15 protein-coding genes are annotated in these 26817 nt (G+C 50.9%); 10 read left to right on the plus strand and 5 right to left on the minus strand.

All coding sequences use genetic code 11. From position 1 onward, the window contains the following. Positions 1 to 296 precede the first annotated feature (296 nt). Entirely contained in the window at positions 297 to 512 is a 216-nt protein-coding gene (locus tag ABXG94_RS01705; protein WP_353531924.1) for a hypothetical protein, read from the plus strand. Positions 513 to 600: 88 nt separating this feature from the next. Further along, the gene (locus ABXG94_RS01710; RefSeq protein ID WP_353531926.1) at positions 601 to 2685 is read left to right on the plus strand and encodes an enoyl-CoA hydratase-related protein; all 2085 of its coding nucleotides are present in this window, start codon (positions 601 to 603) and stop codon (positions 2683 to 2685) included. Between the two features lie 19 nt (positions 2686 to 2704). On the opposite strand, the gene ABXG94_RS01715 is transcribed toward ABXG94_RS01710, so the two are convergent. Next, entirely contained in the window at positions 2705 to 2920 is a 216-nt protein-coding gene (locus tag ABXG94_RS01715) for a hypothetical protein (protein WP_353531927.1), read from the minus strand. A gap of 156 nt (positions 2921 to 3076) precedes the next feature. Between ABXG94_RS01715 and ABXG94_RS01720 the strand changes: the two genes are divergently transcribed. Then, positions 3077 to 3337, plus strand: coding sequence for a DUF2312 domain-containing protein (locus tag ABXG94_RS01720; RefSeq protein WP_353531928.1), 261 nt, complete (start codon positions 3077 to 3079; stop codon positions 3335 to 3337). Positions 3338 to 3382: 45 nt separating this feature from the next. On the opposite strand, the gene ABXG94_RS01725 is transcribed toward ABXG94_RS01720, so the two are convergent. Next, positions 3383 to 4258: a hypothetical protein gene (locus ABXG94_RS01725; RefSeq protein ID WP_353531929.1), complete on the minus strand. Its 876-nt coding sequence runs from the start codon at positions 4256 to 4258 to the stop codon at positions 3383 to 3385. Positions 4259 to 4342: 84 nt separating this feature from the next. Between ABXG94_RS01725 and ABXG94_RS01730 the strand changes: the two genes are divergently transcribed. After that, positions 4343 to 6001: an ABC transporter permease gene (locus ABXG94_RS01730; RefSeq protein ID WP_353531930.1), complete on the plus strand. Its 1659-nt coding sequence runs from the start codon at positions 4343 to 4345 to the stop codon at positions 5999 to 6001. Here the strand turns inward: ABXG94_RS01730 and ABXG94_RS01735 are convergent, their stop codons facing one another. Next, on the minus strand, positions 6002 to 6862 hold the full coding sequence (locus ABXG94_RS01735) for a branched-chain amino acid aminotransferase (protein WP_353531932.1): 861 nt from the start codon (positions 6860 to 6862) through the stop codon (positions 6002 to 6004). 100 nt (positions 6863 to 6962) lie between these two features. Then, positions 6963 to 7940: a Hint domain-containing protein gene (locus tag ABXG94_RS01740; protein ID WP_353531933.1), complete on the minus strand. Its 978-nt coding sequence runs from the start codon at positions 7938 to 7940 to the stop codon at positions 6963 to 6965. A 253-nt stretch (positions 7941 to 8193) separates the two neighbouring features. On the opposite strand from ABXG94_RS01740, the gene ABXG94_RS01745 reads away from it, so the two are divergent. Then, entirely contained in the window at positions 8194 to 11061 is a 2868-nt protein-coding gene (locus ABXG94_RS01745; protein ID WP_353531934.1) for a calcium-binding protein, read from the plus strand. Here the strand turns inward: ABXG94_RS01745 and epsE are convergent. Beyond that, entirely contained in the window at positions 11047 to 12267 is a 1221-nt protein-coding gene (gene epsE, locus ABXG94_RS01750) for an exopolysaccharide biosynthesis GT4 family glycosyltransferase EpsE (RefSeq protein WP_353531935.1), read from the minus strand. The two genes, ABXG94_RS01745 and epsE, sit on opposite strands and share 15 nt — an antisense overlap. Before the next feature lie 126 nt (positions 12268 to 12393). On the opposite strand from epsE, the gene ABXG94_RS01755 reads away from it, so the two are divergent. The 5 genes from ABXG94_RS01755 to ABXG94_RS01775 all read left to right on the plus strand — a co-directional run bounded on the left by ABXG94_RS01755 (position 12394) and on the right by ABXG94_RS01775 (position 26811). Next, positions 12394 to 13224: a glycosyltransferase family 2 protein gene (locus ABXG94_RS01755; protein WP_353531936.1), complete on the plus strand. Its 831-nt coding sequence runs from the start codon at positions 12394 to 12396 to the stop codon at positions 13222 to 13224. Further along, a complete protein-coding gene (locus ABXG94_RS01760) occupies positions 13221 to 14615 on the plus strand; it encodes an oligosaccharide flippase family protein (RefSeq protein WP_353531938.1) in 1395 nt (464 codons plus the stop codon). The genes ABXG94_RS01755 and ABXG94_RS01760 overlap by 4 nt, the downstream gene beginning before the upstream one ends. A 99-nt stretch (positions 14616 to 14714) precedes the next feature. Then, the gene (locus tag ABXG94_RS01765) at positions 14715 to 21140 is read left to right on the plus strand and encodes a beta-ketoacyl synthase N-terminal-like domain-containing protein (protein WP_353531939.1); all 6426 of its coding nucleotides are present in this window, start codon (positions 14715 to 14717) and stop codon (positions 21138 to 21140) included. Next, on the plus strand, positions 21140 to 22171 hold the full coding sequence (locus ABXG94_RS01770) for a glycosyltransferase family 2 protein (RefSeq protein ID WP_353531940.1): 1032 nt from the start codon (positions 21140 to 21142) through the stop codon (positions 22169 to 22171). The genes ABXG94_RS01765 and ABXG94_RS01770 overlap by 1 nt, the downstream gene beginning before the upstream one ends. Continuing rightward, entirely contained in the window at positions 22168 to 26811 is a 4644-nt protein-coding gene (locus ABXG94_RS01775; RefSeq protein WP_353531942.1) for a MupA/Atu3671 family FMN-dependent luciferase-like monooxygenase, read from the plus strand. The genes ABXG94_RS01770 and ABXG94_RS01775 overlap by 4 nt, the downstream gene beginning before the upstream one ends. Positions 26812 to 26817 lie beyond the last annotated feature (6 nt).

Genomic DNA, 26817 nt, shown 5'->3' on the forward strand with positions numbered 1-26817 from the left:
TTTTCTAAAACATATTTGTAAAATTGAATATGTTCAAGTAACCATTCGCGTGTTGATATGGGTCAAAGAAGTATAGCGCACTTTGTTTAAGATGCGTTTTGGTTTCTCAGGTGTCGTAAATTCTAGATGTTTTATTGATATTTGGTCTTTGGCACTGACGAGCAAACGCAGTAGGGATGGAGCCAAAAACTGACGATGGAAATTGAACGTGTGTCAGCAATGTGATACACTTTAAAAGTACTAATCATTTTTTGAGTTATTCTTATGGTTGAAAAATATTTGAGGAGGTGGACACCATGAATGTTTCGGAACTTATTGAAAAAGCAACGTTAATTTCGGAAAGTGTGGCAGAGGCGCAAGGCGATGCGCGGTTAGAGCTGCACGAACAGTTGCACCGCACGCTAGAGCTGATCAAGCTACAGGGCGGTAAAGTTCCCGCTGGATTGCGGCGTTTAGACCTGGAATTGATCGACGAGGCTGTGGAGAGCTCTTTTGACAACATGCCCGTGTGAAAAATGTGCAGTTGCGCTTGGCTCTGGTCGTTCCCATTATCTGCGTGATATTGTTGATTATGTTCAATAAATAATTGCGGAGGGGACCTTGACCGAATTGGTGGCATTTCAGAGCCTGGGGCCGGTCGGACAAATTGCGTTCAGCAATGGTCACGTCAACACGATTTCGAAATCACTTTGTGTTCAATTGAAGGAAGCAATTGAGATCGCAGCGCAAGATTCTGCGGTTTCAGTGATTCTTTTGGCTCCATCTGGGCCGTTTTTTGGGTATGGTCTGGACGTTGCTTGGCTGCAAACAGAGGAACCCCTGATTGAGTTGTCAGAACTTTGCAGCGCGCTGGAAGCCTGTGAAAAACCGGTGGTCGCCGCATTGCAAGGCACTGCCTTTGGGGCTGCAGCGGAAATAGCGTTGGCGTGTCACTACAGATTGGCAGCTCCGGATGTGCGCTTTGGATTTCCCGATGTTCATATCGGAATACCACCCGCTGGCGGAGCAACGCAGCGCCTGCCGCGTTTGATCGGTGCTGATTTATCTTTGCGGCTTTTGTTGAGTGGTCAAGCGACCAGTGCAGCTAATTTGGACACAGTTTTTGATGCTATTATCGAAGGTCAATTTGACGACGGGGCCGTTCGCTTTGCCAAAGCTTTGGCGGAACAAGGTGTCGGTCCCAACCCGACCTGCGACCGACAGGAAGGATTCGGTGATCCCTTTGAGTTTCAGAAGCAAATCGCAGAAATGCGCGCAATTGCCAAAGATCGTGGACTTGTAGCCACCTCTATTTTGCAATGTGTCGAGGCGGCCGCTTTGTTGCCTTTCTCTGCAGGCTTGAATCTGGAAGAAGAGAATTATTTAGATTGTGCCAAAGGAGAGCTGTCACGCTCTTTGCGGCATGTGCAATCGGTTGAGACGCGTGCTGGAGAAGTGACCGGACGTTTTGCCAAAGCCTGTCGCCGCATAGAAACCGTGGCAGTTGTTGGCCCAGGAGCGCAGGGTGTTAGCTTGGCAGTTGCAAGTGTTCTTTCAGGCATGAAAGTGTCCTATGTAGCATTGGAACGCGCACAGATAGAGCCAATGCAAGAGGCCACTATTTCTGCTTTAGATCAAGAGCTTGTGCATCGAAAGTTGGGCCAAGATGTGCGAAATGCGGCACTGCAAGGATTGAACTTTACGTCAGACTCTCAACTCTGCGCGGATGCCGACTTGGTCTTGATCACAGAGTTACAAGACAGGGTGCATAGTCTTGCGTTATTTGAAGCAGTTGGAAAGCGCATTCCCGACAATGTGGTTTTGGCAAGTGTGAGCGGCATGGCAGATGTAACAGCCTGTGCGACTGCATCCGGGCGTGCTGAACAATGTATCGGCTTGCTCTTCCCACTTCCGACCCAAACAAAACCCATCGCGGAACTGATAGTGACGGATAGTTCGTCGTCGTTTGCACAGGCCGTTGGCGCGCGGTTTGTGCAGCAATTGGGCAAAGTCGCGATCAAAACAAAGTTTGTACCTGGCATGGTAGGCGGCACATTGATGACGGCTTATTGGCAAGCGGCTGACCAGCTGTTGCGTGATGGTGCATCCTTTGCAAGCATTGATGCAGCAATGCGGGAATATGGGTTTGCAATGGGGCCGTTTCAGGCCTTGGATTTAGGTGGTATCGGCGATGCTCTTGCGTTGAGCCAGCGCGTTTTGGAGGCCCATTCTGTTGCGCCAATTACCGTCGAAATACTGGATCTGATGACGGAAAGCGGATTTGTGGGACGTCGAAACGGGGCAGGTTTCTATCAGTATGAAGCTGATAATCAAGCACAGCCCCCACATCCCGACGCGATCAAGATTGTTCATGGTTTGCGCGCGGGACGCGGCGAAAGCTTGTCGAAATCAGTTATTCAAATGCGATGCGTTGGGGCAATGGCCAATGCAGGTGCCGTATTGATAGCCAATGGTTTTGTGGAAACACCCTCCGATATTGATGCTGCGGCCATTCTTGGGCTTGGGTTTCCGCGCGCCAAGGGTGGTCCGATGTTTGCTGCAGATCAATTTGGAGTGTTGAGATTACGCAACGCGCTTGCCAGCTGCAAAGGCGCGGGCGGCTTTTTGGCCCCAAGCTCGATATTTGAAACGTTAATCAAAAACGGTGAGCATTTTGAAGACCTGAACCATTGGGAAACAACGTAACCCGGGTTGTGAACTTGGGTTAGCTGAAAAAGATACCGAGCATAACAGTCATCAAACCGATAACCGACAGGAATAGGGACCCTAGGTTCAAAGGCATCGCGCTTTGGACTGCCGCCCGCAATTCTTCGTCGCTTAAGCCAGCTTTGCGGGCTTTGTTTACTTTTAAGACCGAGAGCACCAAGCCCACCAGGCCAGTCACCGAAACAACTGTGCCAATCCAGATCAGCCACTGCATGTCAAAACCCTTGATTTATTATGGTTTGGCCTCGCTAAAACAATATGAGCACCCTCGCAAGCCCTACGGAACAGAAATTGGGCCAGTGGTGGTTTGGTATCTTGCGGGCAATTGGCGTGGTCGCTAGGGTGCCGCAAAGTCAAAAAGGAGGCAAGAATGTCCGAGCAAGGATCAGATGCAACATATCGTGTGACCGCCGATGAGCTGCGCCAGTTCGTAGAGCGCTTTGAGCGTTTGGAGCAGGAAAAGAAAGACATCATGGAGCACCAAAAAGAGGTGATGGCCGAAGCCAAAGGGCGCGGTTACGATGTGAAAGTGCTGCGTAAGATCATCGCTTTGCGCAAGCGTGATGAAAACGACATTGCCGAGGAAGAGGCTGTGTTGGAAATGTACAAAGAAGCGCTGGGCATGTCCTAAGGCGAATGCCTAATACGCTGAAAACCCCGGTTCTTCCGGGGTTTTTTATGGCATTATGAAATTGATGTTCGGCATGTTCTGGATGGTTTGCACATCCGCATCATATTGTTCTGACAAGTGATCGACGTGGTCAGCCGTCCAACCGGGAAAATCGACTTCTTCTTCCAGTGCGTCTTGCTCGGCAAATTTGTCTAGAAATGCCATGACGACGCGTTTGGTTTGCTCTGGTGTCATGCCAGGGCGCGCTTTGAGAAACTCTTTGAAACGCGAAAAGCCTTTCTCGGACATAATTTCTTCTGCCAAATCGAAGGATCCGGTCAGGGGATAAGACCCATCAACACCGGCGACTTCACGCAAGATATCATCCCAAATCAGCGGGGTGTCTTCGTTGCACCAAACTGTCAGTTTTATTTGCGGGAAATCTTGTTGGATGCGTTCCATGAAGTGAGACCAGCGCAAATTTACTGGGTCGCTGTGACCCAATAACGTATCCAAATCTTCGCCTGGATGGGCCTGAATAAGTCCCTGAAGAAAAGTGGCAGGATTGCGAATCGCATAGAAAAGTTCAATTTCTGCCCCGTCAAAAAGCCGAAAAAAACTCTCTAAGCGATTGAACGGGCCAGGGAAAAACAGATCTTCCGCTACCGACATTCTTGGCACACCCAAAAATGTGTCGTTTGAAAAGACAATCCGCTCTGCCTTTTGGTCCCCCACCACGCTTTGCAGGAACTCAAGGCGCAGATCATCATCTCCGGTTCCATCCTTGAATCGGTTTAAAACCGGGCGCAGACTTTTACGGTAACTAGATGGGCGCGGAATAACGATGCCCCGTTCTGCCAATTGATCACGGTTCTTACCAAGACAAAGCTGGAGCCGATTTTCGTCGGTATAGGGGGCTCCAAAATGTAGTGCGACCTGCATAGTTGTTTCGATCTTTCTGCTGCTTTACGTCACAATATAGCTTCGTTTCTGGACAGCGAAACTAGATTCAGGCAACAGGGCACTATGAAACCATTTTCGCTGGATATGAACCCTAGATCTGCCCTGGCTGTTGCGCTGAATCCCTGGTCGGTTGGCGCTTTGATTATTTGTGCATTGGTTTTGGTACCAATTATTGCGGTTGGGGTGCTTGCGCTATTCCCCACAGAGAATATTTGGCCGCATCTTCTGGCAACAACATTGCCAAGATACTTTAAGACCACATTGATATTGATGTTGAGTGTCGGTGTATTGGCCGCAAGCGTCGGCACTGGGGCAGCTTGGTTGATCACGCGATACCGCTTTCCTTTTGCCAAATGGCTGGAATGGCTGCTGCTGATGCCCTTGGCGATCCCTGCTTATGTCGGGGCCTATGCGCTGGTGGATTTTCTGGAATACGCCGGGCCCGTGCAAACAGCGCTGCGGGATGTTTTTGGGTGGCAAACATCGCGCGACTATTGGTTTCCGGAAATACGATCGATCGGTGCTGCGGTGGTTGTGCTGGCGGCGTCGTTGTTTCCCTATGTCTATATTCTGACGCGCGCGGCGTTTAAGGAACAATCTGGCGAAGCAGAAGAGGTGGCCCGATCATTAGGGGCAGGGGCGGTTGCGCGTTTTTTGCGAATTGGTTTGCCTTTGGCGCGTCCCGCCATCGCGGCCGGTGCGGCGATTGTCATGATGGAAACTGTGAATGATTTCGGTACAGTGGACTATTTTGCAGTGCAAACGTTGACCACCGGAATTTTCAACGTTTGGTTGGAAAGTCATAATGTTGGCGGTGCTGCGCAAATTTCTTCTGTTGTGCTGGTCTTGGTGATTTTGCTTGTCACTATGGAAAAGGTGAGCCGTCGAAAGATCAAATTCTTTAACCTGTCTAGCCGGCATCGCCCGGTAAAACGCGTTCCCCTTGTGGGAATCTATGGTTGGTTGGCCACTTTGGCGTGTTTGATTCCATTGCTCGTCGGCTTTGTGTTGCCGTTTTCGGTGATCATGAGCCATGCCCTGGATAACCCAGAAAGCTGGGTCGATCCGGGACTTGCCAGAGCATTGACTAATACCATCACCGTTGGCGGTATCGCGGCTGTTTTGACTGTTCTGGCGGGTGTGTTTCTAGTATATGGCGTGCGCTTGTCAGGGCGCAGCCTGCCCAGGTTGCTGCTGCCGGTTACAACAATTGGCTACGCAGCGCCCGGTGCGGTGTTGGGGGTCGGTATCTTGATACCCCTCGCGGTTTTAGACCACCGTATCGCTGAAATCATTGAGAGTTTTACCGGTGAACGCGCAGGATTGCTGCTGACGGGATCAGCTTTTGCGCTTGTGTTGGCCTATTGTGTTCGGTTCTTTGCCATCGGGCAAGGGGCGGCAGATGCGGCTATGGGGCGCGTCTCTCCTAGTTTGGACATGGCCGCGCGTTCACTAGGGCGCACACGCGGTCAAACACTGCGCGAAATCTATTTTCCGCTTATTCGAGGGTCGATAGGGTCGGCGTTGTTACTGGTATTTGTTGACTGCGTGAAAGAATTGCCAGCAACAATGCTGCTGCGGCCGTTCAACTATGAAACGCTAGCGACGCGTGTGCACGATCAAGCCAGTTTGGAAAACTTGGGTGACGCCAGCCCAGGCGCTGTTCTTATTGTGGCGGTTGGGCTGGTGGCGGTCTCTTTTCTTGCGCGCGCGAACCGTTAGTTACTTTTTGCTTAGGGCGAAATCCCAATACAATTCGCGGGTGCGCCGGGTCACCGGACCTGTAGGTAAGTTGCGCTCTTGGAAGCGTTCAACGGGCATGACTTTTGCAATGTTGCCAGTGCAAAAGATCTCCTCTGCGGTTTCAAAATCCGCGACCTTCAGGACTGTCTCGTGTACTTCAACACCGTCATTGCGTAAGAGGCCGATAACGCGTTGTCGGGTTAGTCCATTGAGAAAACAGCCATTTGGGATCGGAGTGAATACTGCGCCGTCTTTCACAAGAAAGACATTGGTGGAGGCGGTTTCCGCCACATGGCCGTCAATATCCAACGAGAGTGCATTGGAGTAGCCGCGTGCACGCGCCCAAGCCATGATGCGACCATTGTTGGCATAAAGCGAACCAGCTTTGGCTTCTGTCAGCGCCATATCCTGACGCGGGCGGCAAAAAGGAGCAACGGTCAACGAAAACCCGTTGATGTTGGGCATGGCCATTTCTTCGATACAGACAGAGAATGCCGTTGAATCTGGATCAAGATCGATGACTCCTGGGGTGCTGTCAGTCGCCCACATCATAGGGCGAATATATAGCTCGGCGTCGTCAGCGTACCGCGTGACGCCTTCTTTGACGATGTTGACGATTTCGTCGCCTGTGACCTTGGCGTTCATACCTAAGGCGTTTGCTGACCGGATCAGGCGATGGCAGTGGTTTTCAAGATCTGGCATAACGCCTTGAAATTTACGAGCCCCGTCAAATACTTGCGATCCCAGCCACGTTACATGGTCCGCAGCTCGAATAATGGCGACATTTCCATCTCGCCAGGTTCCATCGAAATAGGTTTGCACATTGTCGCTGAGTGCCATGAAATTCTCCGTGGGCAAGCTGTTTTAGGGCGCTGCTTAACGCCAACACCGTACCAAGAGCAAGCTTAGTGATCTTCGGGGCGTCGGAACGCGCCGTCACTTACGTTGAGTGCAATAGCGGTTGAGCGTTTGTGGCGTGACGATCAACCAAGCGCTTTTGGTCCTTTGCCGACGGGATCAACCGGGCTGCATTGCCTTTGGTTTGCATCTTGGTGAATTCTGGAAACAGCTGCAAAATTTCTGCACGTGCTTCGGGGGCTAATGTCTGAAGCGCTTCTGCTCCGGAATACAGGCTTTCTGAAGGCGCACCTTCTGCAAATATCACTTCATGGGTGTCAAATAGCAGGTGATGATAATCAATGTTTGCGATATCATTGTCGACAAATATGCCCGGCAGCGCGGTTAACCGGATGGCAGCAATTAGCGTTTCTTTTTCGCCAAACATACGTTGTGAAATTTTTGAACTGACCAGCATGCGATGTTGTCGCGAAACCAGTAAATCACGTGTTGGCAACCCATTTCCAAGTGCCCCGGTCGTGATGCGGACTGGACGTAGTTTTTCATTTTCCCGCAACAGTTTGGCGGAGACCGAACGGCAAAGGTTCATTGCCAAAGGCTTAAATGACGCATCGCTGGTTTTCACCAGATCACCAGAAACGAGGTGTTCAACGCTTACCTCACCAAGGGATGTTTGAATCTTGGTACCAGAGGCAAAACACACGACTTCGTCATAGTCCCATCCAACGGAATGGCTTTGATAGCTGCCTAATGTTGCCCCGGTCGTGAAAGCAGAGCCGGGTTCAGCGGCAAAATGCCAACCCCCATCCGACGTATGAAAAAAATTAAAGTCTTCGACATGAGAATTGCCGTCGGTATCGGTGAAACTGATCGCGATTTTATATGGGCTGCCGTTGGTGGCACCAGCGGCACCGCCATTGATGCTGACTGTTTCGTCAGAGTCGCTACTTCCGCCAACGGAATCGTCGTTGTCATCAAAAGTAGCCGTATAGGAGGTGTCATATTGGGCGTTATAGCCGGTTCCACTCCAGCGGAACACTTCCATAGTATAAGTTGGCATGCTCGTGCCTTTGCTATTGGTCGCCCGTTTTCTTTTGTGGGGCGCGATTTCTTCGAATGTCTATAAACCTTCTGGTTTATTATTATCTTAACAGAGGTCATACCGAAAATCATCAGTACTCGGCAACTGGCTTGTAATACCGGTGGTATTTCGAATTGGTGACTGACGTTGTTACCTTTGCCTTGTATGTTTTGCCAGTTAAGCTTGGCGCATGCAGGCTTTGCAAAGTGTTTTGTTGAATAAGGAGTGGGCGATGTTGTGCTGGATTCGCGGGTTATGTGTCTTGGCTGTTTGGTTTTGCGGGGCCGTTTCTACTCATGCAGAAACGCGCAAGATCTATGTCTTTGGTAACAGTTTGATCCATCATGCCTCCGACACTGAAGCCACAGCAGTACCGCACTGGCTCGCCTATTTTGCCAAAGAGGGTGGTCGCGACTTCGAGTTAGACGGTCAATTTGGGTTTTTGCAAAATTTTGCAAATGACCTGCCGCCAGATCCGCAGTGGGGGTTTAAATCTGTCAAGAGCGCTTGGACACGTAAGTACCGGACATTTGACCAAGTTGGTTATGACACAATTATGTTTAACCCAGCCAATTTTGTGCAGTACCAGCCCGCCGACCATCCTTATGATGGCGACAATGCAGATCGGCTGTCCCCAGTCACTGCAGCGGAAAAATTGATGCAAACCGTGGCGGATGGCAAACGCTTTGTTATTTACGAGGGTTGGTCGGATTTGGCCCTGATTACCAGCCGATTTCCGCCTCGCGCTCGACATCTGCGAACCTATCACGCCTACAACAAAGATGAATACCACGATTGGTACGTTGACTTTGCCGAAAAACTGGCAAAACGATCAGGCGCAACAGACGTCGTGTTGTTGCCAGTTGCAAAAATATTGGCGCGCGCATTCAGTGAGACTGAAATGCGCAATATGAAAGCCACGGATCTTTATCTTGACGATGCGCCACATGGCACGCCAACTTTGTATTTCCTTGCCGGCGCAATTTCTTACGCGGGCTTGTTTGGTGAATTGCCACAAGTTGGCAATCCGCCGCCTGATGTACATCCAATTGCAATCAAATATTTCGCGGATTTTGTGGCTTTAATTCAGCAAGAACTGGCATTTGATGTGTCTGACGCCACGTCGCGGGAGGTGGAAGATAAGCAATCGACCGCTTCCGTCAAAACCATACCAGCTACCAGGCCAGGAACGGTTTTAGAGGAAGGTGTAACGCCAGCCCTGGCAATTGGATTGGATGGCATTTCGGATTGGTCCACGCAGTTACCTTTTGTGAATTTGATGAAGTCTTCGCGCCAGTGGACAGGACATTTGCACGGACAATGGGGCGGATGGGGGCATGACGAGTTGCAAGCTGGCGGGTATTTGGACGCACATGGGTGGCCCAAAACGATCCCAGCGGAGTTGGACAAGATAGAAGCGATCTTGCTGACTGATTTTCCTGAGGCTGTCACGCAACTGGATGCAAAATATCGCCTGACATATGAGGGTGAAGGGCAAGTAGAACTGAGTGGTGATGCCCGGCCTATTCGGTACGATGAAAATGAAATCTGGTTTCGTTTTCAGCCCGGTGAGGGATCGATCGCTATAGCAGTACGAGACAGCGATCCAGCGGGAACCGGAGATTACATTCGTAACATCGCTGTTGTACGCGAGGATCAGGTTACCTTGTTTGAAGCGGGGGTTGTTTTTAACCCCGACTGGATTGCACGCATAAACGACGTGCGCATTGTGCGGTTTATGGACTGGATGTTTACTAATGGGTCACCGATCCAGTCTTGGGATGCACGTCCTCAGGTCGACGATTATAGTTACGCTTGGCGTGGTGCACCCCTCGAGCACATGTTGGCGTTGGCCAATCAGATCGGCGCGGACCCATGGTTTAATATGCCACATTTGGCAGATGATGCTTATGTTCGGGCCTTTGCTGAACAGGTGAAAGAGGGATTGCGCCCAGGATTGGTTGCGCATGCTGAATATTCAAATGAAATGTGGAATTTTTTGTTTCCTCAAACTCACTGGGCGGTACAGCAGGCAAAAGAACGATGGGGCAGCGCAGTTGATGATGGGGCGTGGATACAATTTGCTGGAATGCGAGCTGCTGAAGTTTTGGCCATTTGGCATTCTGTCTTTGGCGAAGAAGCCGACGCGCGCCTGAAGCGGGTTGTTGCGACCCATACCGATTGGCCAGGCCTTGAGCATGGGCTTTTGCAAGCGCCATTGGCGGTGGAGGAAGGAATGGCCCCCCCAGTGACCCAATTTGATGCTTATGCCGTCACAGGATACTTTGGACATGAAATGGGTACTGATGACGTTGCTCCGCGGATATTGAAATGGATCAAAAAGGGGCAGAACAATGGGCGAGGCTATGAATTGGCTGTGCAAAACTCGATAGCGCTGCTGCGTCGCGGATCGCTACGAGAATTGCTGAGCGAAGCGTGGCCCCATCAGGCTGAGGTTGCACAGAAGTATGATTTAGAGTTGTTGATGTATGAGGGTGGTACCCATGTGGTTGGCGTTGAAGACTGGCCTGCCGACGAAGAGTTAACGGCGTTTTTTAACCACTTGAATTACACACCAGAGATGGCAGAGTTGTATCAAGAGTTATTGTCCGCTTGGACGGCACTGGGTGGCACAACGTTTAACGCCTTTGTTGATGTGGCCAAGCCAAGCCAGTGGGGCAGTTGGGGGGCGTTGCGGCATCTTCAAGACAAGAACCCGCGCCATGATGCACTGATGGCCTACAATGCGCGCGGGGCCACGTGGCAAGATGCGCGTCTGCCTAGCGATTTCGCGCATGGCGTTTTAACACGCGGCACAGAAGGTGCGGACAAGTTGATGGGCACGCAATATGCCGACATTTTACTGGGTAATGAAGGCGACGACGAATTGCTGGCGCTTGGCGGGGATGATCATCTGCACGGCGGTGATGGTCTGGATCACGCGATTTTGCCTGGACTTGTTGAAGAATATGCGTTTTTTCGAGAAGGCAATCGGCTGCGGGCACAGTCCGTTCACGGTAATATTCGCTTGTATGGCGTAGAAACAATATCGTTTTCTACGGTTCCAGGCTTTGTTCTAGCTGTCTCAGATTTCTTCTGAAACGCGCAGATCTAAGGCCTCGCGCGCAATAAGTTCTGCGCCTTTTTCACAGTTGAAACGTTCAATAATACGCGTGCGCCCGGCTTGGCCCAGCCGCTGAGCATCTTTCGGATTGCGGGCTAACAGCATGATGGCATTGGCCAATGCGTCTGGTGACTTTGGTTCTACCAGCAGACCATCGATTCCGTCACGAATAAGCTCTGGAACACCCCCGGCATTTGTACCAATTGTGGGGACTTCGCAAGACATGGCTTCCATATAGGCAACCCCCAGCGGTTCATGCCAGCTGGCCAGAGTAAAGACGTGTGCCGAAAGCAAATATCGGCGCACTTCTTCAGCGCTAATAGCCCCCAGCAAGGCAACGTGATCTTGCAGATCTAATTCCGTTATTCGGTTTTCCAGCTCCTTGCGATACCCGCTGCCACCGTCATCATCCTCTCCTGCGATGTCCAACCTGACGTCGATGCCTTTGTCCCGCAGCAAACGGATTGCGGCCATCAGGTCTTGGTGACCTTTGACGATATTTAGGCGACCACAGGCAAAGATGCGCAGCTGTTGAGGAGATTGGTGGGGGTGATAAGGCACATCGCGTATCAACGCATTGACATCAACGCCCATGGGTTGGACAAAGATTTTTTCCGGCTGATCTTCGCCCAAAAGTTCAGGCAACTCTTTGCGCAGTTTTTCCGTGATTACAGTTGCGAATTTAGCGTGACGCCATTTCAGGCGCTGACCTGGACCATAGTCTGACAAGGGCCCGTGTAAGGTTAAGCTGTAGGTCGGCCCCCCCAATTGTTGGGCCAAAAGCGCAACCAGTGCGGATCGGGCGCAAGAATGCGCATGCACATGTTGAATACCCCGTGCGGCACAGCTTTCTTTCAGTTTTTGGGCAGCAGCAGAGGCGATTGCCAAATCTTTGGCCAAAACCCGGCCCTCGCGCAGAACATCTTTGGCCCAAAGTGCAGGTGATACGCCAAGGGTTGCCTTGGCAGCCCGTCTTGGGTCCATATTGCCCAAATATTCGGTGCGCTTCATGGCCTCATCGGACCAGACATGGGAAATTAAGCCAGGCGGTGGGGGCCGTGTGCTAAAAAGAGCGACATTGATGCCCATACGCTCCAGCGCGAGAATTTCGCGCCAAAAGAAAATATGGGTCTGGCCCGGGAACTGAGGTATCAGGTATCCAAGTGTTGGCGAATTAGACAAGAAAGCGCTCGATCTGCTGTCAAAAGTGTTTTGTGGTTTGTTATTATTAGCGGGCTAGCACATTTGGCAGCATATTCCGAGTATAAACAAGCCAGTACGATGCTGGAATAAAACAGAGCATAGAAAATGGTGAAAACAAGTATCATCATACCAGCAAGCAATGAAGCGGCGTGGATCAGTCATTGTCTAGAGGCCGTATTGGCCTCGGTACGATTTGAAGGTGCCCAAATCATTGTTGTGGCCAACGGGTGTCAGGACAAAACCGCTGATGTGGCAAAGCGTTATAGCGTTTTGGCGCGCGAAAAAGGTTGGTCCCTCGATGTGATCGAGCTGGAGATTGGCGACAAATTGCACGCACTAAACGTCGGAGATCGGGCCGCTGATGGTGACATTTTGGTCTATCTGGATGCAGATGTTCGGGTCAGCTCACGCATATTGGGCCAGATCGAACGTGTGCTTGATCGCGACGCAGCAGCTTGGGCAAGCGGCAAATTGCAAATGGCTGCCGCAAGCCGAGTCAGCAAAGCCTACGCGCGATTTTGGGGCAAAGTGCCCTTTATGGCAAAAAGCGTACCTGGTGCAGGGCTTTTTGCAGTCAATCGTCAGGGGCGTGCCCGCTGGGCCAATTTTCCCGACATAATTTCAGATGATATGTTTGTGCGACTGAATTTTTCCCCGCGCGAACGTCTGGCGGTTTCCGGTACATATATCTGGCCTGTGGCCGAAGGGTGGGCAAATCTCGTGAAAGTACGCCGTAGGCAAAACAAGGGGGTCGCACAATTGGCAGAGCTGTATCCCGATTTGATGCGCAATGAAGACAAGGGTGAAGTCGGTAGGGGGCTAACCCTATCGCTGGCGTTCAGCGATCCAATTGGGTTTTTGGTTTATTCGATTGTGGCTTTACGGGTTCGGCTAACAAAAGAGCAAGCCAATTCCGAGTGGAGTCGTGGACGATGAGCAGCCCAGGCGAGGCTCAGAGCGAAGGGCGGTTGCGCCGTTTGATGAGTGGCCAAGGACTGGCTGCCAAAGCGATGCGCGGTTCAGCGTTAACGATTGTCGGCTTTGGTGGTTCGCAGGTTTTGCGACTGGCCTCAAACCTGATACTAACACGTCTGCTGTTCCCAGAGGCCTTTGGCATGATGGCGCTGGTCTATGTGTTTATGCAGGGGCTGAACAATTTTTCTGATGTCGGCGTGACGCCCGCGATCATGCAAAGCAAACGCGGGGATGACCCGAACTTTCTGAATACCGCTTGGACAATTCAAGTCACACGTGGCTTTCTTTTGTGGCTGGTCAGCTGCGTCATTGCCTGGCCCGCTGCGCAGTTTTTTGATGCACCTGAACTTTCTCAAATCATGCCGGTCATTGGCCTGACATTGATAATATCAGGCTTCAATCCAACACGCCTTGATACGGCTAACCGACATTTGAAATTTGGTCGCCTGACAGTCATTGATCTGTGCTCTCAGGTGATAAGTTTGATTATTGCGGTCGTGGCAGCCTGGATCTTGGGAACGGTGTGGGCACTGGTTATTAGTGGTGTGCTTGCAGCGCTTATCCAGTTGATTTTGTTGACTGTGTACCTCCCGGGAAAGCGAAATCGCTTTCAGTGGGAAAAACCCGCAGCCCGTGAATTGATCAACTTTGGTAAATGGATATTTCTCAGTACCGTCGTAGGTTTCTTTCTCAGTCAGGGTGATAAGATCATCTTGGGAAAATTCTTGTCTTTGGAAATTTTAGGGATCTACAATATCGGCTTTTTTCTGGCTAGCTTTCCGTTGCTTTTAGGTGGGACCGTGACGCGCAGAATTTTGATTCCAATTTATCGTGAAAGGCCACCGAACGCGTCGATCCAGAACTTCAAAAACTTGCAAAAAATGCGGTTTTTGCTGTCAGCAGCATTATTGAGTGCTTTGGCTGTGCTTGCCATTTCTGGGAGTTGGCTGATCGAAACACTCTATGATCCGCGTTATGTTTTGGCCGGCGGGATCTTGGTTTTGATCGCCAGTGCGCAACTGCCACAATTGATTGTTTTATCATATGATCAGGCCGCTTTGGCAGCAGGGGATTCCAAACGGTTTTTTGTGCTAGCATTAGCGCGAACAGTTTTGATGATCTTGGGTCTTATGCTTGGGGTTACGTACTTTGGATTATTCGGGGCCCTGATTGGTCAGGGACTTGCGATGGTTTTGGTCTATCCGGTTGTCGTTTGGTTGGCCCGCCACCAAGGCACTTGGGACCCTGTCCATGATGGCGTTATAGCTTTGGTTGGCGGGGCGTTTATGCTTTTGGCAGTCTATTTGAACTGGCCCGCTATAACCGCCCTTATCGCCTTGAATTCGCCCTGATCCGACCAATTTACCGCTAGGTTTGGTTGATAGTTTGTTTTGTAAGAAGGCGGGTCAGTCAGGCCACGTCTGTTAGAGATTATGTAATCGAGCGGAATTATGGTGTTGAAAACTGCAGCAGATCACTGGACTGAAAACGACATTGCAATTGTTGGCATGGCCGCACATCTGCCTGGCTCTGATACATTGGATGCTTATTGGGCCAATCTGCGCGACGGTGTTGAGTCTATCACCCAACTGACAAAAGAAGAACTGCTAGAAGCAGGTGAACCTTTGTCAAAAATCAACAACAAAAACTATGTGCCGTCAGCTGCGGTGCTCGATGATTTTGAGAAATTCGATGCAGAGTTTTTCGGACTGAGCCCTAAAGAAGCCGCAATCATGGATCCTCAACATCGCCAGTTTCTAGAGGTCAGTTGGGAAGCGCTGGAAACAGCGGGGCATATGCCGGAGAATTTTGAGGGGCCCATTGGGGTTTTTGCCGGTTGCGGCATGGGGAGTTATTTCTATTTCAATATTTGCTCAAATCGCGAGCTTGTAGACAGCACCGGAATGTTTTTGTTGCGCCATACTGGCAATGACAAAGATTTTCTCTCTACGCGCTTAAGCCATTTTCTTGACCTGAAAGGTCCTAGTCTAAATTTGCAGACGGCCTGCTCAACCTCCTTGGTTGCGGCCCACTATGCATGCCAATCTTTGTTAAATGGCGAATGTGATATGGCACTGGCGGGTGGGGTGACAATCGAACTGCCACACAAACGTGGGTATATTTTTGAGGACGGCGAAATTCTTTCTCCTGACGGACATTGCCATGCGTTTGACCATCGTGCGCAAGGCACAGTTTTTGGTAGCGGTGCCGGGGTCGTTGTGCTGCGCCGCCTTTCAGATGCGCTAGCAGACGGAGATCACATTTGGGGTGTCATCCGTGGCTCTGCTGTCAATAACGATGGATCCGCAAAGGCAGGCTATCTTGCACCATCAGTTGATGGCCAGGCAGCTGCCATAGCTGACGCGCAGGCCATCGCAGACATTTCCGCGGATACAATCGATTATGTTGAGTGTCATGGCACTGGCACCTATTTGGGTGACCCAATTGAAGTTGCAGCGCTGACCGAGGCATTTCGCGAGACCACAGAAGACAGGGCTTTTTGCCGGCTTGGCTCGGTGAAAACCAATATAGGCCATTTAGATACAGCTGCTGGTGCTGCAAGCCTGATCAAAACCGCACTTTCATTGCATCATAAGCAGTTGCCGCCAAGCCTAGGCTACGAGAAGCCCAATCCTGCGATAGATTTTGAACATAGCCCATTCACAGTAAACGATAAACTTTCAGATTGGGTCAGCCACAAAGGACCGCGCCGGGCAGGGGTGAATTCATTGGGTGTGGGGGGGACTAATGCACATGTGGTGCTGGAAGAAGCCCCGGTTTCAGAGCCATCCGAACAAGCGGATTGGCCGTTTCACATACTGACGATTTCGGGGCGATCCAAAAAAGCCGTAGACGCAAACGCAGCGCGTTTGGCCGCGCATCTGCGCGCGCACCCAGAGCAACCTCTGGCCGATATTGCATATACGCTAAAAAACGGACGCCGTGCGTTTGAAAACCGCCGCGTGGTGGTCGCAGAAACCCATGAAGAGGCCGCAGCGCTTTTAGAAGCTGAAGACACTAACCGGGTCTTTAACCATGTCGCAGATCATGCAAACCCAGAAGTTGTGTTCATGTTCCCAGGAGGAGGGGCACAGTATCTGCGCATGGGCCACGATCTTTATGAGACTGAGCCGGTGTTTCACGACTGGATGGATCGCGGCTTAGATATCCTTCAAGCGAAGGTTGACTATGATGTGCGTGCTCTCTGGTTGGCAGAAAACCAATCGGAATCTGAAGCAAACGAACGGTTAAAGCAACCTTCTGTTCAATTGCCCTTGATCATGATTGTCGAATACGCATTGGCTCAATTGTGGATCAGTTGGGGCGTAACCCCAACAGCTTTGGTTGGTCATTCAATGGGCGAGAACACAGCCGCCTGCCTAGCGGGTGTGATATCGTTTGAAGATTGCATCGGGCTTGTTTTATTGCGGGGGCAGCTCTTTGATACAGTGCCAGAAGGTGGCATGCTAAGCGTGCCATTGTCACGTTCGGAAATCACACCTTTTCTTGGTCAGGAGCTTGATGTCGCCGGTGAAAATGCCAAGGATCTAACAGTTGTATCTGGCCCGCAAGCAGCGCTTGACGCTCTGCAGGCTCGGCTAGCAAAACAAGATATAGAAGTGCATTCTATTCCAATTAACATTGCAGCTCACTCGCGCATGTTAGATCCAATTCTGAGGGATTTTGGCGACTATCTGCGCAGCATAGAATTGCAGGCTCCGCAGGTTCCGGTGATGTCAAACCAAACGGGGCAAACGCTGACGGCAGAACAAGCCACTGACCCCGAGTACTGGGTGCAACATCTTCGGGGCACCGTGCAGTTTGCAAAATGCATTGATACGCTGTCCAAGACTGCCGGTCGCGTTTTTCTTGAAGTCGGCCCTGGTAAAGCGCTGAGTTCGCTGGCACGAATGCACAATGCTGTCGGGAACGATAAATCGTTAAGCAGCCTGCGCCATCCAGATGAAAAAATCGAAGATGACCTATATTTTATGGGTATGCTTGGCCGGCTTTGGGCCTGTGGTGTTGATTTTGATTGGACGCAAGTCTGGGGAGATGCGCGACGCAATCGTGTTGTGTTGCCAACCTATGCGTTTCAACGGTCTTCGTATTTCATTGAACCAGGCACAGTACGGGTCGAAGGCCAGAGCGAGCTGATGCGTCGCGATGATATCGCAGATTGGGGGGCGCGCGTGGCCTGGATACCTCGGTTGGCCGAATGCGAAATCGACGTGGTTCAGCATCTTGGAGCCGCAGAAAAACGCGGCTGGCTGGTGTTTGATGACCAGTCCGAGGTTGGCAAAAACTTAATAAGGGCTTTGCGACAGGCGGGGCATTCAGTGACCACTGTTGTGCCGGGCGATGCCTTTGGAAAAATTGATGAAAACGCCTATGTCTTAGCGCCAGAACGTGGACGTGAAGGATATGATCAACTGCTTGCGGATCTCATTGCACATGGGCGGGCACCAGACCGTGTTGTGCATTTGTGGCTTTTGACAATGGACGAAAAGTTTCGGCCTGGTAGCAGTTTTTTCCACCGAAATTTGGAGCAGGGATTCCACGCTCTGATGTTCTTAGGGCAGGCGATCGTGGAAGAAAACTTGCCGCGTCCGTTGCATATAACGACTGTCACCAATGGTGCTGTGCAGGTGCGAAAAGAGCCGCTTGCTTATCCCGAAAAATCTACAATTCGAGGCCCTCTAGGTGTCATGCCGCGCGAAATTACCGGCGTATCATGTGCAAGCATCGATATTGAGTTGGGTGCGCCAAACTTGTCAGATCGATTGTTAGAGGACCTGATCGCCGAACCAGTTTCAGCTCAGGTGGCCTATCGTGGAGAAAAGCGATTTGAGCAAACCTTCAAAAGCGAACCGCTTGAATCTGAGGCGCCAAAAACTTGGCGGGCTGGAGAAACATATTTAATCACCGGCGGCTTTGGTGGCATCGGCATCGCCATTGCACGAGAAATGCTGGAGGTCGGGGCTAACGTCGTGCTGCAAACGCGCAAAGCCATGCCTGAACAGAAAGACTGGGAGCGCATCACGCATTTCGGTGCGTCCAGCGACAAAGTTGTCCGCAAAATACTGGCAGTGCAAAGCCTTGAACAACTTCGCGGCGACCTTTTGGTTGTTCATGGCGATGTATGCAACATCGATGACATGCAAGTAGCCAAAGCGGAGGCCATTGCAAAATTCGGCACAATTCATGGTGTCATTCATGCGGCAGGCGTCATTGATGATGCGCCAATGCTAGCAAAGTCCTCGGCTGATGCCGAAGATGTGCTGGCACCAAAATTGCATGGAACAATGGTTTTAGACAGTGTTTTCACTGATGGGGAATTAGAATTCCTTGTACTTTTTGCATCGACATCGACGGTGACCACGCCCGCGGGCCAAGTTGACTATGTAGCCGCCAATGAGTTTCTGAATGCCTACGCGAAATCTCGAAACAATGACAAAACCCAAGTCACTGCGGTAAACTGGGGGATCTGGTCGGATGTTGGGATGGCTGCAGATGCGATGGCCGATCGCACTGGCGATGTTGTCGTTGCCCAAGACAAGCCGGTCGCAGCGGCATTTTTGCGGAATGTGCAGGTTGAAGTTGATGGTGCTATTTTGTTTTCAACGCAGTTGCACCCGCAGTCTTGTTGGATGCTTGATCAACACCGCACCATTCACAACGATGCAGTTTTACCAGGCACCGGCTATTTGGAATTGATCGCCGAGGCGATACGCGCTTTGGATGAAGATCGTGCGTATGAAGTGCGGGACCTGATGTTTTTGCGCCCATTCCAGGTTGCTGACGGTGAGACCCGTCGTTTACGCCTGCGGCTAAGGCCAACAGATGCCGGGTATAATGTTGAGATATTGGGTGACTACCAAGATGGGTTCATAGTGCATGCCGAAGGGCGCGTGTCGTTTGTTGCGCTGCCAAAACCAAAGCTATTTGACATGCAATTGGTTGCCAAGCGTTGTGCACCTGCGGTGATCGCTTCTGAAGGCAAACATCTCAGCAGTCTTCAAGAAGCCCATTTGAAATTTGGGCCGCATTGGAATGTGCTCATGTCCCAGTCATTTGGATCAGGCGAGGGCTACGCTGAGCTGCGACTGGCACCAGAATTGAGCAATGAACTTTCTGGCATTTCTTTGCATCCAGGTTTGTTAGATCTGGGCACGGGCTGGGCGATGTCGTTGATCGACGGGTATTCGGCAGATCATCTTTGGGTTCCTGTTCGCTATGGTGCTTTGCGCCACTATGGGACCTTGCCTGCCGAAATTGTCAGTTGGGTGAGCGCAGTACGAGGATCTGCCACAGAAGGCACTGCAAGTTTTGACGTCGTGTTGGCTGATCGTCAGGGAAATATTTGTGTCGAAGTCGATGGCCTGACGCTTAAACGCCTTGAAGCAGGCTTTGATTTTGCAGGGCTGCCCGCACCGACGGTGGCAGAAATAGAGTTGGACGAGGACGCATCAATCGTTCAACCTTTGTCGCCAAACGAACGGCGATTGCAACATAACCTATCACAGGGAATACCTGCTGCTATGGGGCCAGAGGCATTGCGTCGGGCGCTGGGCAAGCGCCAATCTCAGATTATTATTTCGTCATTGGATATAGATGGGTTAATGGCCCAAATGGAGAGTGTTGATGAAACAGTTCAATCTCAAAATCAGGGGTTTGAGCGTCCTGAATTAAGTACAGATTTTGTCGCGCCAACCAATGATTTAGAGCGTACATTGGCTGGTTTCTGGCAAGAGCTGTTGGGGATTGAACAAGTTGGAATTCGGGATAGTTTTTTTGACCTTGGAGGACATTCGCTGGTTGCAGTGCGGCTTTTCTCGATGGTCAAACGCGCTTATCGCATCGAATTCCCAATTTCTATTTTGTTTGAAGCGCCCACCATTGAAAAATGCGCTGCGCTCATTTCAGAAAAGATTGGGCCACAAGATGAAACCGAAGCAAGCGAAAAGCAGGTTGAGGTTCCCGTAGCTCCGGAACGTCGTTACACGCATCTGGTGCCGATGCACACATTGGCAAATGTCGCGAATTCGGGGTCCAAGACACCGTTTTTTCTGGTGGCCGGAATGTTTGGTAACGTGTTGAATTTACGGCACTTGGCGCATCTGATCGGCGCTGACCGGCCGTTCTTTGGTCTGCAGGCGCGTGGATTGTTTGGTGATGTTGCGCCGCATGATGATTTGGTTGATGCCGCGGCTGATTACATTGCTGAAATGCGGCAGGTGCAGCCCGATGGACCATATATGCTAGGCGGCTTTTCTGGTGGTGGGATCACCGCATATGAAATTGCGCGACAGCTTAAAGAAGCAGGGGAGGACGTGTCGCTTTTGGTATTGCTGGATACGCCACTACCACAACGTCGACCGCTAAGCCGCGCTGATCGGTTCAAGATCAAACAGCTTGAATTTAGAGAGGCGGGCATCGGTTATGTTTTCCGCTGGATCAAGAACCGTGTGCTGTGGGAGATCAACAAGAGACGTAGTTCAGCGACCACTGGTGATAATGCCGATACCCAGTTTCATGATGCTGAAATCGAAGCTTCGTTCTTGGCTGCGGTTGAGAAATATCAGGTTAAACCTTGGAAGGGGCGAGTTGCTCTGTACCGGCCACCGCTTGTTGGCAAATGGCAAGTGGGGCCTGATCGTTGGGTTGATAGTCAGCGCGCCTATGTTTTGGCTGACAATGATTGGGGGCAATGGATTGATGACCTGAGTGTCACAGAAGTGCCTGGGGATCACGATAGTATGGTGCTTGAGCCGAATGTGCGGGTGATGGCAGCACATATTCGCAAGAACATTGAACAAGCAGAGCGCGCGGCTCAGGTTGTTGTTCCATTTCGAAAAGTTGCGGAGTCAAATTGATGACCAAACCAACGGTATTGACTGTCATATTGAATTTCCGCACGGCCGCCATGACCATCAAAGCCGCAGAGGCGGCTTTGCGCGAAATGCACGACATGCCCGGTACCTTGTTGATCGTTGATAATGACAGCGGTGATGGTTCATTTGAAGCACTCCAAAAAGCAGTCAAAGAACAGAGCTGGGTCTCGCCTCGCGTTCAAGTTTTGCAGACTGGGCACAATGGTGGTTTTGGCGCAGGAAATAACTTTGGTATTCGACACGGTTTTTCCCAAGGCATCGACGGCAAGGTGCCCGACTATGTTTATATTCTGAATTCTGATGCATTTCCCGAAGAAGGCGCAATTTCCATATTGTGCCAACATTTAGAGCATAACCCCAAAACCGGATTGGCAGGCAGTTACATACATGGACCAGACGGAGACGCCCATCTTACGGCTTTTCGTTTCCCCTCGGTCTTAGGAGAGCTGGAAGGGGCTGCGCGGTTTGGGCCAATAAGTCGTCTGCTCAAGAGATCAATTGTGCCTTTGCCAATTCCAGAGGCGACTTGCTCTGTCGATTGGTTGGCTGGGGCATCAATGATGATCAGGGGGCAGGTCTTGCAAGAGATCGGCCTGTTTGACGAGGCGTTTTTTTTGTATTTTGAAGAAACCGACCTGTGTCGGCGCGCGGCGCGGGCAGGCTGGCTTACTGACTATGTGCGCGACAGCTCTGTCATGCATATTGGATCGGTCTCGACTGGAATGAAAACCTGGGAGAGAATTCCTCAGTTTTGGCTTGATAGCCGTCAGCACTATTTTCGGCGCAACCATGGTCGGGCTTATGAAATCTGCGCGACTTTGGCGCATCTTCTTGGCGGATGTATTCCACGCCTACGTGGCTTATTTCAAGGTAACTCCATATCCCAGCCCAAATATTTCCTTAATGATCTGGCATTTCATGCCCTGAGAACGGCGGTGAAAGGCAACTCTAACCGTCCAAGGCAAATATCATTTCCCAAGGGCTTAAGCCCTTTGAATGGAGAGCAGGCATGAGTTTACTGAGCAAATCCGCAAATGCGTCTCAGACAGCAGTGTTGATTGGCAACGAGTCGTTGCTGGTACAGTGTGCTGAGATTTGGATGAGCTCAGGTCACAAAATTGCCCAAATTGTCACGCGCAATTCTGAAATTTCTGATTGGGCAAAAGTCAAAGACATTCCGGTTACATTGCATCTAGGCCCGCTTAAATTTGTCGAAATCACACGGGGTTTTGACTGGTTGCTGAGCATCGCAAATTTGCAAATAATTCCGCAGGATATGCTGGATCTGGCGCAGCGCGGCGCAGTGAATTTCCATGACGGTCCTTTGCCCAAATTCGCGGGTTTGAACGCGCCGGTTTGGGCGCGCATCGCTGGCCAAACCTGGCATGGTGTCACCTGGCATATGATTGAGGGCGACGTTGATACCGGTGACATCCTGGTACAGCGCGAATTTGAGATTACCGAGCGCGACACCGCTTTGACCTTGAATACCAAATGTTTTTCAGCGGCCATAGACAGCTTTCCGGATGTGGTTACGGCGCTTGAGGCGGAAAAGTTACCGCGCCAACCTCAGGATTTGGCAGGACGTGACTATTATGGTCTGGACATGCGTCCAGAAGCTGCCGCACGTCTTGATTTTCGAAAAGCAGCTAAGGATCTGGTCGCGTTAGTACATGGTCTTGATCATGGTGGGTATTTCAATCCGCTGTGCTGCCCAAAAATCGCAGTGCAAGGCCAAATTTTTGCCACTGGTTTTGCCGAAATTATTAACAGAAATGGCACTCCTGGGCAGGTTTTGGCAGTAGAAGAAAACCATTTGACCGTCGCTACCCAAACAAACGCTGTTCGCTTGGGTGGATTTACAGATTTGAACGGCAAGGCTGTGTCCCTCAATACACTGGTTGAAGAGGGGCAGACTTTGCCGTCTCTGGAAAATACCGCTGGGTTGACCGTCGCGATGCAAGCCGTTGCCAAACACGATAACTTTTGGCGCAAGTGGCTATCTGACTTTATGCCCACCAAGTTACCCCTGATTGCGCCACATAGAGAGCAAGCTGACTGGAGTGCATTGCCAGTTGCAACGCCAGCTGAGTTGACAGAGCAAGCCTGCATTGCAGCCATCGGCTTATTGGCAAAATCAAGCGGAGCCGAAAATTCTGTACAGCTGGCACTGGTGCAGCCAGGTCAATCCAAAGCCGTTGGTTACATCAATCCTTGGGTGCCAATCGGCTTTGATCTTTCACCCGAAAAAATGGTTTCGGAACTTGTCGATCAAGTGCAGCATACGTGCGAATTACTGCGTCGTAAGGACAGTTTTGCGTTGGATATTATCGCGCGAGATAATAATCTGAGCAGCCTTGAAACACCTGATATTGCAATAATTTCTGATCAGGATGCGATGCCGCTTGAAGATGCGGCAATGAATTTCGTTCTAAACGACGGAAAGCTGCGCCTGCGCTATGATCGCAACCGGCTAGAGGAAACCCATGCCGCGCGCTTGGTGGCACGCTTTGAATTGATCTTGTCGCAAATGTCTGGTGCGACAGGCGTAATTTCGGATCTTCAGGTGTTGCCAGAGGACGAACGTCGCGCGGTGTTATCAATGTGGCGTAACGACCAAAATGATCCGCTGCCTGATCAATCCATTCACGCGGCAATTTCTGAGCAAGCCAAAAAAACTCCGGATGCTACAGCTGTTGTCTTTGAACACCAAAAACTAACCTATGCCGAGCTAGAAACCCGTGCCAATCAAACTGCGCAAGTGTTAGTGCAGATGGGCGTCAGCAAGGGCGATATAGTCGGTGTACACTGCAAACGCTCGCTGGACCTGATCATCGCTTGTCTTGCGATCCTCAAGTCCGGTGCGGTATACTTGCCGCTGGATCCAGGGTTTCCAGCGGACCGTCTGGCCATTTACGTGCAAGACAGCGCGGCAAAGCATATTATTTCGCAATCATCAATCGCGGATACTCTTCCAGCCTCTGATGCACAAATTTTGCTGATCGACGTTGACCCAAGTATAACACAGGCGTCAGAAAACGATTTAGAAGCTGGCGTAAATGGTCAGGACCTTGCTTATTTGATATTCACCTCTGGTTCGACAGGTCGTCCCAAAGGCGTCATGGTAGAGCATCGTAATGTGGCAAATTTCTTTGCGGCTATGGATGAGGTAATCCCGCATTGCGAGCAGGCAACGTGGATGGCTGTCACAAGCCTGTCTTTTGATATTTCAGTGTTGGAATTGTTTTATACGCTATCACGCGGATTTAAGTTGGTTCTTAGTGGTGATGAAAGCGCTACACAGATTTCTGATGGTCCTGTGGGCACCAGCGAACAGGGTATGGAGTTTAGCCTGTATTACTGGGGCAATGATGATGTTTCAGGCGCAAACAAATATGATTTGCTGCTTGAAGGTGCAAAATTTGCAGACGAAAATGGGTTTTGTGCGGTCTGGACGCCAGAGCGGCATTTTCATGCTTTTGGTGGACCTTACCCAAATCCTTCGGTGACTGGGGCCGCAGTTGCCGCCGTGACCAAGAATATAGGTGTACGTGCTGGCAGTTGCGTCGCGCCTTTGCATCATACGGCGCGCATCGCAGAAGAATGGGCCGTGATAGATAACCTGACAAACGGACAGGCCGGGCTTGCGATTGCGAGTGGCTGGCAGCCCGATGATTTTGTTTTGCGCCCAGAAAACACACCGCCAAACAACAAGCCCGCAATGTTTCAGCAAATTGCTGATCTGCGTAAGCTTTGGAAAGGCGAGGCCGTTGAATTTGCCCGCCAAGACGGTGGAATGTTTGCCGCTGTTACCCAGCCTCGCCCAATTTCTGCACAGCCTGAAATTTGGGTTACAACTGCTGGAAATCCGGAAACCTGGAAAGATGCAGGTCGCAACGGGTGTCATGTTTTGACCCATTTGCTGGGGCAAAGTATCGAAGAAGTTGGCGAAAAGATAAAGCTATACAAAGCGGCGCTTCGCGACGCCGGGCACGATCCTGCGGACTTTAAGATCACGTTGATGTTGCATACATTTGTAGGGGCTGATCGAGAGGTCGCACGCGAAATGGCACGCGAGCCTATGAAAGATTATTTGCGCGCAGCGGCTGGCCTGATCAAGCAATACGCATGGGCGTTTCCGGCGTTCAAAAAGCCCAAAGGTGTCAACAACCCATTCGAGCTGGACTTGGGCATTCTGAGCGACGAAGAACTGGACAGCATTCTGGAATTCGCGTTCATGCGCTATTTTGAAGACTCTGGCATGTTCGGCACCATCGACGATTGTGTGCAACGCGCAGAGGACCTTAAGAAAATTGGCGTCACCGAAATTGCTTGTCTCATTGACTACGGCATTGCAAATTCCGATGTGCTCGAGGGCCTCAAGCCTTTGGCGCAGGTGGTAAAAGCTGCAAATCAGACAGGCGGCGTTGCTGAAAATGATGTGTCTATTGCAGCGCAAGTTTTACGCCATAAGGTCACGCATATGCAATGCACGCCTTCGATGGCACGCATGTTGACCCTGAACGAAGAGGCGACAACGGCACTCAGTCAAATCAAGCATCTCTTTCTTGGTGGAGAAGCGCTTTCGGGGGGGTTGGTGCAGGACCTTAACGCCTGCACCTCAGCGCAGATCACCAACATGTATGGTCCAACGGAAACCACCGTTTGGTCCACAACAGCCCCTGCAAATGTCGTTCCCGGTACTGTTCAAATTGGGGGACCAGTTGCCAACACTGTACTCTACATTTTGGACGCTGACATGCAGCCAGTTGCCTTAGGGGTCTCTGGCGAACTCTACATTGGCGGTGCCGGCGTGACACGAGGGTATTGGAAACAAGAAGCCCTGACTGCGGACCGCTTTGTTCAGAGTCCTTTTGGGGATGGCGAGCGTTTGTACCGGACGGGCGATCTTGTGCGTGCACGTTTGGACGGCGGTCTAGATTTCCTAAGCAGGGCTGATCACCAAGTGAAATTGCGCGGGTATCGTATTGAACTTGGCGAAATTGAGAACTTAATATCTAAATTTAACAATGTGTCACAAGCGGTTGTTATTGCAAGGGAAGATGCGCGTGGAGATCCGCGTTTGGTTGCATACATTCAAGGGGATGCCGATGAGGCGAAATTGAAGGCTTACTTAGCCGCTACCTTGCCTGATTATATGATACCCAGTCACTTTGAAATGCTTGAAGCATTGCCCCTGACCCCAAATAAAAAGGTCGATCGCAATGCTTTGCCTGCACCGAAAAAACGCGCCTTGCCGCTGAATGTTGCACCGCAGGACGCACCTCAAACTACTGTCGCCCAGGGTATCGCCGAGGTGTGGTCCCGGATATTGGGTGTGCAAAATATTTCCACGTCCGACAATTTTTTTGATCTCGGGGGACACAGCCTTTTAGCGGTGCAGGCGCATCGAGAAATGCGTGAAACTTTGGGGCATAAACAATTGTCGATCACAGATATTTTTCGTTTCCCGACGCTGGCGTCATTGGCCGGACGGGTCGAGAAGCTTACCGGTGCGCAGGCGGCACCGGATCAAACAAACCTAAATAAAAATGCGGCAACACCGGCAGAAACGGATCGGGCGCAATCACGCCAGGACGCTATGTCAAAACGCCGCGCAATGCGAGCACGTCGAAGGGAAAAATTGTCATGAGCATGC

Origin of the sequence: Cognatishimia sp. WU-CL00825 (assembly GCF_040364665.1) — a bacterium.
Taxonomy (GTDB): domain Bacteria; phylum Pseudomonadota; class Alphaproteobacteria; order Rhodobacterales; family Rhodobacteraceae; genus Cognatishimia.

Bases quoted from the DNA above. Each gene is read 5' to 3' on its own strand.
- ABXG94_RS01705 (WP_353531924.1), top strand. From the start codon at position 297: ATGAATGTTTCGGAACTTATTGAAAAAGCAACGTTAATTTCGGAAAGT.
- ABXG94_RS01715 (WP_353531927.1), bottom strand. From the start codon at position 2,920: ATGCAGTGGCTGATCTGGATTGGCACAGTTGTTTCGGTGACTGGCCTG.
- ABXG94_RS01720 (WP_353531928.1), top strand. From the start codon at position 3,077: ATGTCCGAGCAAGGATCAGATGCAACATATCGTGTGACCGCCGATGAG.
- ABXG94_RS01725 (WP_353531929.1), bottom strand. From the start codon at position 4,258: ATGCAGGTCGCACTACATTTTGGAGCCCCCTATACCGACGAAAATCGG.
- ABXG94_RS01730 (WP_353531930.1), top strand. From the start codon at position 4,343: ATGAAACCATTTTCGCTGGATATGAACCCTAGATCTGCCCTGGCTGTT.
- ABXG94_RS01735 (WP_353531932.1), bottom strand. From the start codon at position 6,862: ATGGCACTCAGCGACAATGTGCAAACCTATTTCGATGGAACCTGGCGA.
- ABXG94_RS01740 (WP_353531933.1), bottom strand. From the start codon at position 7,940: ATGCCAACTTATACTATGGAAGTGTTCCGCTGGAGTGGAACCGGCTAT.
- ABXG94_RS01745 (WP_353531934.1), top strand. From the start codon at position 8,194: ATGTTGTGCTGGATTCGCGGGTTATGTGTCTTGGCTGTTTGGTTTTGC.
- ABXG94_RS01755 (WP_353531936.1), top strand. From the start codon at position 12,394: ATGGTGAAAACAAGTATCATCATACCAGCAAGCAATGAAGCGGCGTGG.
- ABXG94_RS01760 (WP_353531938.1), top strand. From the start codon at position 13,221: ATGAGCAGCCCAGGCGAGGCTCAGAGCGAAGGGCGGTTGCGCCGTTTG.
- ABXG94_RS01765 (WP_353531939.1), top strand. From the start codon at position 14,715: ATGGTGTTGAAAACTGCAGCAGATCACTGGACTGAAAACGACATTGCA.
- ABXG94_RS01770 (WP_353531940.1), top strand. From the start codon at position 21,140: ATGACCAAACCAACGGTATTGACTGTCATATTGAATTTCCGCACGGCC.
- ABXG94_RS01775 (WP_353531942.1), top strand. From the start codon at position 22,168: ATGAGTTTACTGAGCAAATCCGCAAATGCGTCTCAGACAGCAGTGTTG.